A 12655-nucleotide genomic window follows, 5' to 3' on the forward strand; every position below is an offset into this window, starting at 1 on the left:
GTCATGGGTGAGGAGGATGGGCGCGCCGCAGTCCGTCGGCGAATCGGCCGAGCAGATCGGCGAACCGCTCGCGCTCGTCGTCGCTGAAGCCGTCGAGGGCGGACTCGATGGCGCGTCGCCGGTCCGAGGTCGCGGCGCGGACGGCGGCGCGACCCTCGTCGGTGATGCGGAGCCGCGTGCGTCGGGCGTCGTCCGGGTCGGCTTCGCGCACGACGAGCCCCTCACCGACGGCGGACTGGACGAGCCGGCTCGCTCGCGGCTGGTCCACCCCGATCGCCTCGGCGAGCTCGGTGACCGACATCAGCCGGTCCTCGGAGTCGAGCGCGGCGAGCAGGCGGGCTCGGGCGACGGGTCCGACGCGGAACTCCCAGGGGCCGCGCGGACCGCCGCGGCCGAACGGCGCGCCGCGGCCATGACGTCGGTCATGCCCGAGTTCACCGACGTGCTCGCGGGGCCTGCCATGGTCGTGGGGACCACCGCCGACGAACGGGCCGCCACGCCCACCCGGCCCCTCGTGCGGTCCGCGCCACTGCGGTCGTCCGCCTCGCCGGAGCGACGCGAGCGCCTGCTCGATGCGCTCCACGGCATCGTCGGACCCGGCTCCTGCGCGTTCCTCGCTCACCCCACAAGGATACATGTCACTTGACATGCACTGTCATTACATGTCATGCTGCATGTACATGTCATCGAACATGCACCGCTCGCGTTCCGACCGCGGGCGCCACGAGAGGATTCCCATGAACACCCACGAACGATTCGAAGACCACGACCACGACCGGGACGACGACCAGGCAGGTCCCGACTCGGAGACGCCGGCGCCCGACCACCGGCCCCTCGGCTTCCTGCTGAGGGTCGTCGACCGACGCATCGCCGCCGAGATCGACGCCGTCCTCGCCGACCAGGGCGTCACCCGACGCGACTGGCGCCGCCTCAACCTCGTCGCCGGCGAGGTGCGCGACGAACGGATGGCCGCACGCCTCGACGCCCACCCGCACAAGCTCGACGACCTCGTCGAACTCGGCTGGGTGTCCGGGGAGCCCGGTGCCTGGGCGCTCACCGCCACCGGCCGAGAGGCCCTCGACGCGCTCACCGCGCGCGTGCAGGCCGTGCGCGATCGCGTGCGCTCAGCCGTGTCCGACGACGACTACGTCACCACGGTGGCCTCACTCGAGGCCATCGCGCGCGCGCTCGGCTGGGACGGGTCGACGCCCGAGCCCGGGGTCCGGCGCGGCCGCCGCGGGCCACGCTCCGGCGATCGCCGCGCGATGCGACGCGGCCCGGGCGCGCGCCGGGGCGTGCCTCCGTGGTTCGCGGACGCCCCGCACGGCGGCCTCGCGCGCCCGAAGGAGGACGTGCACGTCCACGTCCACCTGCACGACGACGACGGCCGCCGCCACGGTCACCGGCGAGGACGCGGCCGCGACTGCGGCCACCACCGCCACGACCGCTGACGCCGTGCACGGCGACCCGCGCCATCCACGACTGCCGCGGCGCGGCCGGCTACCGCTCGGCCGCGCCGCGCGCGTTGTAGACGACCGCGTCGGACGCCCCGAACGCGCGGAACACCTCGAGCGCGTCATCCCGTCGCACACCCGACCGCACCCGGATGCCGCGGCGCTCGAACTCGCCCATCCAGTCCTCGGGCATCGGGCCCTCGTCGAACCCGGTGAGCTGCTGGCACTCGTCGCCGTGCCCGGCGATCACGAGCCGCCGCACGCCCGACCACATGGTCGCGCCGTAGCACATGACGCACGTCGCCCAGTTGACGACGAGCTCGAGCTCCGCGTCGTCGGCGCCCAGGTCCCAGCGGCCGAGCCGGGTCTGCGCGAGGCTCAGCGCGGTGACCTCGGCATGCGTCGAGCTGAGGCCGCTCGAGAGCACGATGTTCACGCCCGCAGAGACCAGCCGACCGGATGCCGCGTCGACGACGAGGGCCGCGAACGGCCCGCCGTTGCCCGCGCGCCAGTTGCGGTCCGCGAGCTCGATCGCGAGGCCGACGCGCGCCTCGTCGTCGGGAAGCGGCGTCTCGGCGAGCCGTGGCAGCTCGGAGACGAGCCAGTCGGGCAGGGCGGCGGAGAACGACGTCGGCATCGCGGCATCCATACCGCCATTCTGCCCACCTCGGCCGCAAGCCTGCCGGGAACCCCTGCCTCCCCGTGCCCAGTGTCCAGTGGATGCGGGCGCGGAACGCCAGGACCCGCAGGACGTGGACACTCGCCCGGGTGCTGGGGTCGGGGCGAGCGGAGGCCTCAGCGGCGCTGCTGATCGTCGCCCGAGAGCCGCTGCGCGAGGTAGATCGGGATGATCGACACGAGCACGAGCACGACGGCGATCACGGCGACGATCGGCGCCTGGCTCGGCCGGAACATGTTGTTCAGGATGAAGATCGGCAGCGTGGTCACCCCCGATCCCGCAGTGAACGTCGTCACGATGATCTCGTCGAACGACAGCGCGAAGGCGAGCAGGCCGCCGGCGAGCAGCGCGGACCGGAGCTGCGGGAACGTGACGAGCCGGAAGGTCGCCCATACGCCCGCGCCGAGGTCGGCCGAGGCCTCCTCGAGCTTGGTGCCCGTTCGGCGCAGGCGCGCGATGACGTTGTTGAACACCGTCACGATGCAGAACGTGGCGTGCGCGATCACGACCGTCCAGATCGACAGCGGGATGCCCATGATCGTGCGGAAGAAGTTGTTCAGCGCGATACCGGTGATGATGCCGGGCAGCGCGATGGGCAGGATCACGAGCAGGTTGACCGTCTGCCGCCCGAAGAAGTCGAAGCGCTGCAGCGCGAACGAGATGAGCGTGCCGAGCACGAGGGCGATCGCGGTCGAGATGAGCGCCACGACGACGCTCGTGCCGACGGCGTCCATCGCACCGGCCGACGCGAACGCCCGGCGCCACCACTCGAGCGTGAAGCCGGGCGGCGGCCACGACAGCGAGGTCGAGGTCGAGAACGAGTTCACGAGCACCACGAACAGGGGCACGTAGACGAGCACGAGGATGAGCCCGGCCACGGCGCCGAGCGTCGTGCGCGAGATTCGGGAGAGTCGCATCCGTTCGCCCCTAGAGGTTGTCGAGCGCACCCGTGCGACGCACGAGCGCGAGGTAGCCGAAGATGATCGCGATCGGGATGAGCGCGATCGCCGCCGCGAGCGGCAGGTTGTTCGCCGCGCCGACGTTCGTGTACACGAGGTTGCCGAGCATCTGGCTCGCGCCGCCGACGATGTTGACCGTGATGTAGTCGCCCAGCGAGAGCGAGAAGCTGAAGATGGTGCCGGCGATGATGGCGGGCATCGCGAGCGGCAGCACGACGTGGCGCACGGTCGGCCAGGTCTTGCCGCCGAGGTCGGCCGACGCTTCGAGCAGCGAGTCGGGCACGCGCTCGAGCCCGGCGTAGATCGGGAGGATCACGTACGGCAGCCACAGGTACGACAGCGTGATCACCGTCGCCGGCAGGCCGTAACCCGGCGTGCTCAGGCCGAACGGCGAGACCAGCCATTCGAGGATGCCGTCCTGCGAGAGCACCGAACGCCACGCGTAGGCCTTCACGAGGTAGCTCGCCCAGAGCGGCATCAGCACCGCGATGACGAGGATGCGGCGGGCCCGAGGCGAGGCGACCTTCGCCATGTAGAACGCGATCGGCAGCGCGAGCGCGACGTCGACGATCGTGACGAGCACCGCCACGCCGATCGTGCGGAACGTCACCGTCTGGTACAGCGAACCGGTCAGCACCGTGACGATGTTGTCGAGCGTCCACTCGGTGCGGATCTGGCCGGTGAAGCTGTCGACCGTCCAGAACGCGGTGACGAGCAGCGCGGCGAGCGCCACCACGTACACGAGGCCGAGCCAGAACAGCGGCGCCGACAGCAGCAGCGCGAGCCGCATCCTCGGGTGGGTGCTGAGGAACACCGACGTGCGGCGGGCCGGGGTGGCCCTGGGTCTCCGGATGGCGTTGCGGGGGCCGTCGTCGGCGCCCGGGTCGCTGACCGGGGCTGGGGCCGTCGCATTCGTCGTCATGCGTGCTTCCTGTCGGGTGGTGGATGGGGAAGGTGCGGGTCGAGGAGGCCACGAGCGGCCTCCTCGACCCGCGGGGGATCAGCCCTTGATCTCCTGCCAGGCCGCCGTCCACTGCGCGTAGTCCACGCACTCGACGTCGGTGCGGCCGTCGACGCACTCGGCGATGGGGGTGGTCCAGTACCAGATCTGCGAGGCGTACTCCTCGTCACCGGCGTGGAACGCCTCGCACGAGCCCTCGCTGCGGAACTCGCAGGCCTCCTGGTTCGACGGCGCCTCGCCGAAGTACTCGGTCGCCATGGCGTTCGCCTCGGGGCTCGCGATGTAGTTCAGCCACTCGTAGGCGCAGTTCGGGTTGGCCGCGTCGGACGCGATCATCCAGGTGTCGGACCATCCGGTCGCGCCCTCCTCGGGGAGGATGACCTCGGTCGTCGCGCCCGAGCCGGCGAGCACGTTCTGGATGACCTGCCAGGTGGTGCCGACGACCGAGTCGCCGGTCTCGAACGCCTGGATCTCCTTGAGGTAGTCGGACCAGTACTCGCCGATGTGCTGACGCTGCTCCTTGAGCAGGTCGACGGCCGCCTGGAACTGCTCCTCGTCGAGCGCGTACGGGTTCTCGATGCCGAGCTCGGGCTGGTGCGCCATGAGGTACACCGCGGCATCCGCGATGTAGATCGGCGAGTCGTAGGCGGTCACCTTGCCGGAGTTCTCGCTCGCGCGGTCGAACACGACGTCCCACGAGGTCGGGGCCTCGGTGAAGACCTCGGTGTTGTACATCAGCAGGTTGGCGCCGTAGCCGTGCGGCACGCCGTACGACTGCCCGTCGACCGAGTTCCACTCCTTCTCCTTGAGGAAGTCGTAGATGCCCTCGTAGTTCGGGATGAGGTCGGTGTTCACGGGCTGCACCTCGCCGCCCGCGATGAGGCGCAGGGTGGCGTCGCCGGATGCCGCGACCACGTCGTAGTCGCCGGTCTTCATGAGGTTCACGGCCTCGTCGGAGGTGCCGTAGGTCTTGGACGTGACCTCGCAGCCGGTCTCCTCCTCGAACGGGGTGACCCAGTCGACCGCGGGGTCGTTCGACCCGTCCTCGACGTAGCCGGGCCACGCGAGCAGCGACACCTGGCCCTCGGCCTCGCCGAGTTCGGTGGCCGCGTCGCCGGTGGAGACGGGTTCGCCCGAGGTGGTGCCGCAGGCGGTGAGGGTGAGCAACGCGATCGAGCCGATCGCGAGGCCGACGGTCGCGCCTCGGCGCGCCGTGCGCGTGGTGCGCATCATGGTTTCTCTCCTGGTTCCTCTTTGTGGTGTGCGGTGTGCGGTTGCGGTGTGCGGTGTGGTGCAGGTGCGGGTCGAGGAGGCCGGGCGCCGCCCCGAGACCCCTAGGCGGCCGGCGCGGACTCCGCGGCGTCCGCCCCGCCGAGGGCGATGACGTCGTCGTCGTGCCAGCTGACGACGACGCGGTCTCCGCGGTCCTCGTCGTGGACCCGGTTGCGGTCGTTCTGCTCGAGCACGCTGACGCGCACGCCGGCGTCGAGGTCGACCACGAGGCGGATGCCGCTGCCGAAGTAGATGGTCTCGACGACGGTTCCGGGGGCGTTGCGGATGCCGGGGCCGGCCTCGCCCGCGCCGACGGTCATCTTCTCGGGGCGCACGGAGTGCACGCCGCCGCTTCCGACGAGCTCGCGCGACGCGCGGTCGTCGAACAGGTTGGAGGTGCCGACGAAGTCCGCGACGAAGCGGGAGGTCGGCCGCTCGTACAGTTCGGCGGGCGTGCCGAGCTGCTCGATGCGTCCGTTGTTGAACACGGCGACGCGGTCGGAGAGCGTGAGCGCCTCCTCCTGGTCGTGCGTGACGAAGATGAAGGTGATGCCGAGGTCGCGCTGGATCTCCTTGAGCTCGACCTGCATCTGCTCGCGGAGCTTGAGGTCGAGCGCGCCGAGCGGCTCGTCGAGCAGCAGCACCTTGGGCTGCACCACGGTCGCGCGGGCGAGTGCGACGCGCTGCCGCTGGCCGCCCGAGAGCTGGGCGGGCTTGCGGTCGGCCATCTGCTCGAGGCGAACGGATGCCAGCGCCCGGCGGGCGCGCTCGTTGCGCTCGGGCCTGCCGATGCCGCGCACCCGGAGGCCGTAGGCGACGTTGTCGAGCACGTTCATGTGCGGGAAGAGCGCGTAGTCCTGGAAGACCGTGTTGACGTCGCGGTCGAACGGGGCGCGCCGGGTGACGTCGTCGCCGAACAGCTCGATCGTGCCGTCCGTCGGCTGCTCGAACCCGGCGATGAGCCGGAGCACCGTGGTCTTGCCCGAGCCGGAGGGGCCGAGCATCGAGAAGAACTCTCCTGCACCGATCTCGAGATCGACGTGGTCGACGGCGGTGACGGCGCCGAACTCCTTGGTGAGCCCGGAGAGCCGGATGGCCGGCTGCTGGTCGGTCATGGACGATCTCCTTCGATGTCGATGGGCTAAATCATATGGCTTCATATGTCATAGTCCATAGGCCCGTGTTACGGTCTGATCACGGATGCGGACGGAGCCTCCCCCAGTCCGGGGGACCCGCGCCGCGGCGCACGATCGAGGAGGACGGATGCCGCACGCCACCGCGCGCTCCGACGCCGCCCGCGCCGTGATCTTCTCGCCGCTCGAGGGGGCCGGTCGCGCCGAACTCGTCGAGCAGCGCCTCACCGACGCGATCGTCTCCGGCGTGCTCCACGACGGCGAGCGCCTGCCCAGCGAGGCCGAGCTCGCCCGCCGCCTCGGGGTCGCCCTCGTCACCGCTCGCGAAGCGCTCGTCGCCCTGCGCCACAAGGGCCTCGTGCGCACCCGTCGCGGCCGGGACGGCGGCAGCTTCGTCACCTACGACCGCGACGCATCGGTGCGGCTCCTCGACGAGCGACTCCGCGCGACGAGCCGCATCGAGCTGCGCGACCTGTCCCTGCACGTCGCCGCGATCGCCGGCATGGCCGCGGAGGTCGCCGCCGATCGCGCGAGCGACGACGACATCGCCTCACTCGTCGAGATCGACGCCCGCGCCGACCTCACGACGACGGGCGGCGCGCGCCGGGCCGTCAGCCGGTTCCGCCTCGAGGTCGCCGCGGTCAGCCAGTCGCCGCGCCTCGTGCACGAGGAACTCCGCCTGCAGGCCGAGACGGGACCTTTGCTCTTCCTGTGCCTGCGGACCCAGGAGTACCGTGACCGCAGCAGGCAGTCGCGTCTCGAGGTGATCGACGCGATCCGGCGGGCGGATGCCGCATCCGCCCGCCGGGCGACCGTCGACCACGTGACCGCGTGCGTCGAATGGCTCATCGACGAGAAGGCGCGTCTGGAAGCGCAGGCCGGCCGGCCCGGTGCGACCGGGCACGTCGAGGAAGGGAGCGCATCATGATCCAGGCAGTGGCCACCGACGCCGCCGCGATCGCGCGGCGCATCGCCGACGTGATCGATCCCGTGTTCGCCGTGATCGACGCGTGGCGCGACGAGGCCGAACGTCGTCTCGCCGCCGAGGCAGAGCCGCGCGCGGCATCCTTCGACCCGGTCGTGCACGAGCTCGTCGCGGGCGAGCTCGAGCGCCCCGGAACGCTGATCACCGGCGCCGGCTTCGTCGCCGCCCCCGGCTTCCTCGTCGACGCCCCCTGGCACCTCGCCTGGTGGCTGAGCGGCCGCTCTCCGTTCCAAGCGGATGCCGTCAACGGCATACGCCGCCTCGACGCCGTGAGCGACCCCGATGCCGAGTCCTTCCGCGACTACACGACGCTCGAGTGGTGGCGCGTTCCCGAGCGCACGGGGAGCCGCCACCTCACCGGGCCGTACGTCGACTACCTCTGCACCGACGACTACACCGTCACCATCACCACGCCCGTCCGCGTCGAGGGCGAGATGGTCGGGCTCGTGGGCGCCGACGTCTACGTGGCGAGCCTCGAGCACGTGCTGCTGCCGGTCCTCCGCGGTGCCGGACGCACGTGCACGATCGTCAACGCGTCGAGCCGCATCGTCGCGTCGAGCGAGACGCACCGCGCCACGGGCGCGCTCCTCCGCCTCGAGGGGCTCGCCGACGCGCTCGCCCCGCTGCGAGAGGCCGAGGCGGCGGGCCGGGTGACGGATGCCGCGCGCCTGCCGGGCGGCGTCACGGTGGTGCCGTGCGGCGACACGTCGCTCGCGCTCGTCCTCGAGTAGCGGCGTCCCACCTCCCGGTAGGGTGAGCGGCTACGGATGGCAGCCCGCCCGGTAGCCCGGGCGCGATGACGAGGGACCGGTGGTCGGCTCGTGACGATGACCATGAGGGAGAAGCAACGCCGGCGGCGACGGCTGCGGCTGGCCGCGTACGCGGGCGTCGCCGCCGCGTGGGCACTCACCGTCTGGCTGGGCACGCTGCTCTCGCCGCCGGAGTGGCTCCGGACCCCGACGCTGTTCCTCCATCTCGCGTCGCTCGTCGTCGGCCTCGGGGCCGTGCTCATGATCGAGTGGCACGGACTGCTCTGGGCGACCGGATGGAGCACGGCGCGCGAGGTGCGGCAGGCCGACCGCACGCTCATCGTGCCGGTCTGGCTGGGGCTCGCCGGGCTCTTCGCGACCGGCGCGCTGCTGCAGCCGGACCTCGGGCAGCCCCTCACCGTCGTGAAGCTCGGCGCGGTCCTCGTGCTCGCGTTGAACGGCGTCGCGCTCACGCGGTGGACGGCCGACCTCGCGCGCATGCCGGCGAAGGCGCATTTCGGAGCTCTGCCGCGGGCGGCGCGCGTCGGCTACGTGGTGAGCGGCGTCGTCTCTCAGCTGGCCTGGTGGACGGCCGTGCTGATCGGAATGCTCAACTCGACGGGCTGAGCCCGCCGTCCCCCGGCTCCCTGTCATCGTCCAGCCCCACTGAGATAGGCTCACGAACCGACATGACCCACTCGCCTGCTCCTGCCCGCCGCGACCGGCGCCGCCTCCGTGAGGAGGGCCGTCGGCGACGCCGGCGCACCGTGTGGGTGGTCGCCGGCGCCACCGCCGCGCTCGTGGTCATCGGGGGCGGCGTCGTCACGGCGGCCCTGCTCGGCGGGGCCGAGAGCGGGTCCGGATCGCCGACGGCCGCAGCCGAGGCCGAACCGATCGACTTCCCCGCCGACGAGCCCGCCACGCAACCCGGTTCGGAGCCCTGCACGACCGTGAAGGTGCTGTCGTCGCTCGAGAACGCCGAGATGGTCTCGAAGCTCGCCGAGGGCTACAACGCCGAGCCCCGCGACATCGACGGCGCGTGCGTGACCGTCGTCGCCGCGAACGACAAGTCGGGTCTCGCCGCCGAGGACGCCGCCGTCGGCTTCACCGACATCGACGAGGCCGAGCGCCCCACCGTGTGGCTGCCCGACGCCTCGTCCTGGCTGTCCGTCGCGCGCGAGGGCGGCGGCAGTGCGAACGTGCCCGAGGAGGGCGCGAGCGTCGGGTCGTCCGCCATCGTGCTCGCCATGCCCCAGACGCTCGCGACGGCGATCGGATGGGATGACGAGGCGCCGACGTGGGACGAGGTCTTCGCGACCGCCGACGACGCCGAGGTCTGGAACGACCTCGACCACCCCGAGTGGGGCGAGTTCAAGCTCGGCAAGACCAGCCCGCTCATCGCGAGCTCCGGGCAGGCGGCGATGCTCGCCTCGTTCGGCTCCGCCGCCGGCTCGATCGCCGAGCTCACCGCCGACCAGGTCGGCGACGCCGAGGTGGCCGACGTGGTGCGCGAGCATGAGCTCGCGACGAGCCACTACATGGCCACCCCCGAGCACTTCCTCTGGCACGCCCGCCAGTCGGAGGAGGCCGGCTCGGTCGCCGACTTCCTCTCGGCGGTCATCGTCGACGAGAAATCGGTGTGGGACTACAACCGCGGCGTCACGAGCCGCGACGGCGTCACCCGCGTCGCGAGCGACCCGCCCGAGGAGCAGCTCGTCCCGATCTACCCGAGCGACGGGTTCTACGTCTCCGACAACCCGGCCGTCGTGCTCACCGGCTCATGGGTCGACGATGCCGAGACCGCCGCCGCCGAGGACTTCCTGCGGTTCACCGGCACGGAGGAGGGACAGCGGATCGTGCGCGACACGGGGTACCGCGACCTCAACGGCGAACTCGACGCCGGCGTCGCCGACGTCGGCGCGCTGGTCGAGGGTGCCGAGGGCGGCATGGACTTCCCCGGCCAGCAGGTCGTCACGGCCGTGCACGACGCATTCCCCGAGGTGCGCAAGCGGGCACAGGTGCTGTTCCTGGTCGACGCGTCGGGATCGATGGGCGAACCGATCGCGACCGGGCAGTCCAAGCTCGCGGCGGCCAAGGACGCCATCACTCAGGCGCTCGACCACTTCGCCGAGGGCGACGACGTCGGGTTGGCCGCATTCTCCACCGTCGACGCCGGCCCCATCACGCCCGGGCTCGTGAGCCCGGTGGCCGACATCGAAGAGAGCCGCGACGAGCTCCTCGACGCGCTCGCCGGTCTCCAGCCGGCCGAGGGGACCCCGCTCTACAACGCCGTCGACGCATTCGCGAAGCAGCAGGCCGCCGACTGGGACCCCGATCGCATCAACGCGATCGTGCTGCTGAGCGACGGCAAGAACGACACGGCGGCCACGACGATCACCGCCCAGCAGATGGTCGCGAACCTCGACGAGCTGCACCACAGCACGCCGGTGCTCGTGTTCACGCTCGCGTACGGGGCCGACGCCGACGTGACGACGCTCCAGTCGATCTCGAGCTCGACCGGCGCCCACTACTACGACGCGACCGACCCCACCAAGGTGGGGGACGTGCTCGGCGACCTCGTCACGAGCTTCTGATCGACTCGCGCCGGGCACGTCACCTGGCGTGACCGTGCTCGCCCGGCGTGGCCGTCGATGCGAACATGGACCGATGACGACCCGCCCACCCGCCCTCGTCGGCATCTCGCACGGCACCTCGTCGCCCGAGGGGCGGCGCGCGGTCCGAGGACTGCATGATGCCGTCGCCGAGGCGGTCGTGCGGCGGTACCCGGATGCCGCGCCGACCGTCCGGCTCGGCCACGTCGACGTCGAGCAACCCGACGTTCCGGCCACCCTGGGCTGGCTCGAGCCGGCCGAGTCGGCCGTCGTGGTGCCGCTGCTGCTGTCGGCCGGGTACCACGTGTACGTCGACCTCACGGAGGCGGTCGCGGAGGAGACCTCGCGCCCCGTCGTGCTCGGCGGCGCCCTGGGGCCCGACGACCGGCTGGCGACGGTGCTGCTGCGCCGGCTGCACGAGGCGGGCCTGCGCGATGACGACCGCATCGTGCTCGCCGTCGCCGGCTCGAGCGACCGCCGGGCTGTCGCCGACTGCCGTGAGCAGGCGCAGCTGCTCGCCGCGGCAGCCGGCCGCGACGTCGCGGTGGGGTTCCTGTCGGCGGCCGAGCCTCGCCTGCCCGAGGCCGTCGCCACCGCGCGCGAAGGCATCGCCGATGGGGCGCGTGTGGTCGTGGCGAACTACCTGCTCGCGCCCGGCTACTTCGACGACCTCGCGCGCGCGGCCGGCGCCGACGTCACCGCAGCGCCGCTGCTCGTGCCCGACGAGCCCGCGCCTCGGGAACTCGTCGGCATCGTGCTCGACCGGTACGCGGCATCCGCTCGCGCGCTCGCCTGACGGGCGGGTCAGAGAAACGATCGCGGGGCTCGACGGGCGAACAGTTCGCGGCCATCACCCATGTACGCGGTTGAGGTCGGCCAGCGCAGTGAGCGCCCGTTCGGGGTGCTCAGCGATGCGGTTGAGGACGTACAGCCACCATTCGGGTCCGTAGACGATGTACTCCCGCGTTGCGTAGCCCTCGGCATGAAGTCCGTCGAGCAGCTCCGTGCCGAGGCCCTGAAGCATCTCGAACTCCACGTGTTCGCCGCGGAGGTCATCGCCGAGCTCGCGCCGCAGTGACGACACGAGGTCCGGGTCGTGGGTGGCGAGGTTGACGCGGTGACCGGCTCGGACGAGGTCGCCGGCGATCGACGTGTACGCGTCCACCATCGGCTGCGTGCCACGGGGGAAGGCCACCGACTCCGGTTCGAGGAAGGCACCCTTGACGACACGGACCGGGCCCGGACGCCGCTTGACTCGCTCGAGGTCCTCGGGAGTGCGGTGGAGTCTCGCCTGCAGGGTGATTCCCGTCTCGGGGAAGTCCATGGACAGGCGTTCGTACAGGTCCAACACCAGGTCCGTGCGGTCGGATCCTTCGGCGGAGATCATCACCGAGGTGCCGGCGTCCCGCGCCGCCTGCGCGATGCGCGTGACGTTGGCGAGTCCGAGCTCGGGGGAGACGGCCGAGCCGACGTGGGACAGATCGAACGAGAGCGTGGCGTTCTGGTCCGAGTCCGCGATGCGCCGGGCCAGCTCGATGAACTGTTCGGTCTCCCGTACGGCGACGTCGGCGTCCCGCACCGACTCCCCGACGCACTCGATGCTTCCACGATGGCCGCGTCCGGTGTTGTCAGCGAGGAGGTCGAGGGCATCGTCGATGGTCAGGCCCGCCGTGTAGCGTCGGGCGACCCGTGTCGCCATCGGCGCAAGATTCGGGTCGGCCATGACCTTGGCCTTCATGTCCTCGTCAAGCGCCCAGGTCCGGAGCGTGTCTGCGGCGCGCTCGAGTGTCGTCGAATCGATCAGCATGGCACTACGTTATGCCCCGCGCCACGCTGTACCGGACGATCCGG

At 71.6% G+C, this 12655-nt stretch carries 13 protein-coding genes; 6 read left to right on the forward strand and 7 right to left on the reverse strand.

Annotated elements, in window-relative coordinates; translation table 11 throughout:
- Position 1 precedes the first annotated feature (1 nt).
- On the reverse strand, positions 2 to 622 hold the full coding sequence (locus ACULK4_RS17295) for a MarR family winged helix-turn-helix transcriptional regulator (protein WP_445963630.1): 621 nt from the start codon (positions 620 to 622) through the stop codon (positions 2 to 4).
- Between the two features lie 115 nt (positions 623 to 737).
- Between ACULK4_RS17295 and ACULK4_RS17300 the strand changes: the two genes are divergently transcribed.
- Positions 738 to 1451 carry a MarR family winged helix-turn-helix transcriptional regulator gene (locus ACULK4_RS17300; RefSeq protein WP_445963631.1) on the forward strand — a complete coding sequence of 238 codons (714 nt, stop codon included), beginning with the start codon at positions 738 to 740 and terminating at the stop codon, positions 1449 to 1451.
- A gap of 49 nt (positions 1452 to 1500) precedes the next feature.
- Here ACULK4_RS17300 and ACULK4_RS17305 read toward each other — a convergent pair whose 3' ends face one another.
- The 5 genes from ACULK4_RS17305 to ACULK4_RS17325 all read right to left on the reverse strand — a co-directional run bounded on the left by ACULK4_RS17305 (position 1501) and on the right by ACULK4_RS17325 (position 6440).
- Positions 1501 to 2103 carry a nucleoside deaminase gene (locus ACULK4_RS17305; RefSeq protein WP_445963632.1) on the reverse strand — a complete coding sequence of 201 codons (603 nt, stop codon included), beginning with the start codon at positions 2101 to 2103 and terminating at the stop codon, positions 1501 to 1503.
- 146 nt (positions 2104 to 2249) lie between these two features.
- Positions 2250 to 3050 (reverse strand): ABC transporter permease, encoded by an 801-nt coding sequence (locus tag ACULK4_RS17310; protein WP_445963633.1) that lies wholly within the window; start codon positions 3048 to 3050, stop codon positions 2250 to 2252.
- 10 nt (positions 3051 to 3060) lie between these two features.
- Positions 3061 to 4014: an ABC transporter permease gene (locus ACULK4_RS17315; protein ID WP_445963634.1), complete on the reverse strand. Its 954-nt coding sequence runs from the start codon at positions 4012 to 4014 to the stop codon at positions 3061 to 3063.
- Positions 4015 to 4092: 78 nt separating this feature from the next.
- Positions 4093 to 5286: an ABC transporter substrate-binding protein gene (locus ACULK4_RS17320; protein WP_445963635.1), complete on the reverse strand. Its 1194-nt coding sequence runs from the start codon at positions 5284 to 5286 to the stop codon at positions 4093 to 4095.
- Positions 5287 to 5387: 101 nt separating this feature from the next.
- The gene (locus ACULK4_RS17325) at positions 5388 to 6440 is read right to left on the reverse strand and encodes an ABC transporter ATP-binding protein (RefSeq protein WP_445963636.1); all 1053 of its coding nucleotides are present in this window, start codon (positions 6438 to 6440) and stop codon (positions 5388 to 5390) included.
- A gap of 148 nt (positions 6441 to 6588) precedes the next feature.
- Between ACULK4_RS17325 and ACULK4_RS17330 the strand changes: the two genes are divergently transcribed.
- The 5 genes from ACULK4_RS17330 (at position 6589) to ACULK4_RS17350 (ending at position 11600) form a co-directional block, all read left to right on the forward strand.
- Positions 6589 to 7386: a FadR/GntR family transcriptional regulator gene (locus ACULK4_RS17330; RefSeq protein ID WP_445963637.1), complete on the forward strand. Its 798-nt coding sequence runs from the start codon at positions 6589 to 6591 to the stop codon at positions 7384 to 7386.
- A complete protein-coding gene (locus ACULK4_RS17335) occupies positions 7383 to 8174 on the forward strand; it encodes a cache domain-containing protein (protein ID WP_445963638.1) in 792 nt (263 codons plus the stop codon). The genes ACULK4_RS17330 and ACULK4_RS17335 overlap by 4 nt, the downstream gene beginning before the upstream one ends.
- Before the next feature lie 102 nt (positions 8175 to 8276).
- The gene (locus ACULK4_RS17340) at positions 8277 to 8819 is read left to right on the forward strand and encodes a hypothetical protein (RefSeq protein WP_445963639.1); all 543 of its coding nucleotides are present in this window, start codon (positions 8277 to 8279) and stop codon (positions 8817 to 8819) included.
- A gap of 62 nt (positions 8820 to 8881) precedes the next feature.
- Positions 8882 to 10786, forward strand: coding sequence for a vWA domain-containing protein (locus ACULK4_RS17345; protein ID WP_445963640.1), 1905 nt, complete (start codon positions 8882 to 8884; stop codon positions 10784 to 10786).
- 73 nt (positions 10787 to 10859) lie between these two features.
- The gene (locus tag ACULK4_RS17350; protein WP_445963641.1) at positions 10860 to 11600 is read left to right on the forward strand and encodes a sirohydrochlorin chelatase; all 741 of its coding nucleotides are present in this window, start codon (positions 10860 to 10862) and stop codon (positions 11598 to 11600) included.
- A gap of 54 nt (positions 11601 to 11654) precedes the next feature.
- Here ACULK4_RS17350 and ACULK4_RS17355 read toward each other — a convergent pair whose 3' ends face one another.
- Entirely contained in the window at positions 11655 to 12611 is a 957-nt protein-coding gene (locus ACULK4_RS17355) for a proline dehydrogenase family protein (RefSeq protein ID WP_445963642.1), read from the reverse strand.
- Positions 12612 to 12655 lie beyond the last annotated feature (44 nt).

The sequence above is a fragment of the Agromyces selenitireducens genome, from assembly GCF_052748465.2.

Coding starts and splice junctions, on each gene's coding strand:
- ACULK4_RS17300 (WP_445963631.1), top strand. CDS start 738: ATGAACACCCACGAACGATTCGAAGACCACGACCACGACCGGGACGAC.
- ACULK4_RS17355 (WP_445963642.1), bottom strand. CDS start 12,611: ATGCTGATCGATTCGACGACACTCGAGCGCGCCGCAGACACGCTCCGG.
- ACULK4_RS17325 (WP_445963636.1), bottom strand. CDS start 6,440: ATGACCGACCAGCAGCCGGCCATCCGGCTCTCCGGGCTCACCAAGGAG.
- ACULK4_RS17345 (WP_445963640.1), top strand. CDS start 8,882: ATGACCCACTCGCCTGCTCCTGCCCGCCGCGACCGGCGCCGCCTCCGT.
- ACULK4_RS17310 (WP_445963633.1), bottom strand. CDS start 3,050: ATGCGACTCTCCCGAATCTCGCGCACGACGCTCGGCGCCGTGGCCGGG.
- ACULK4_RS17340 (WP_445963639.1), top strand. CDS start 8,277: ATGAGGGAGAAGCAACGCCGGCGGCGACGGCTGCGGCTGGCCGCGTAC.
- ACULK4_RS17330 (WP_445963637.1), top strand. CDS start 6,589: ATGCCGCACGCCACCGCGCGCTCCGACGCCGCCCGCGCCGTGATCTTC.
- ACULK4_RS17315 (WP_445963634.1), bottom strand. CDS start 4,014: ATGACGACGAATGCGACGGCCCCAGCCCCGGTCAGCGACCCGGGCGCC.
- ACULK4_RS17305 (WP_445963632.1), bottom strand. CDS start 2,103: ATGGATGCCGCGATGCCGACGTCGTTCTCCGCCGCCCTGCCCGACTGG.
- ACULK4_RS17350 (WP_445963641.1), top strand. CDS start 10,860: ATGACGACCCGCCCACCCGCCCTCGTCGGCATCTCGCACGGCACCTCG.
- ACULK4_RS17335 (WP_445963638.1), top strand. CDS start 7,383: ATGATCCAGGCAGTGGCCACCGACGCCGCCGCGATCGCGCGGCGCATC.
- ACULK4_RS17320 (WP_445963635.1), bottom strand. CDS start 5,286: ATGATGCGCACCACGCGCACGGCGCGCCGAGGCGCGACCGTCGGCCTC.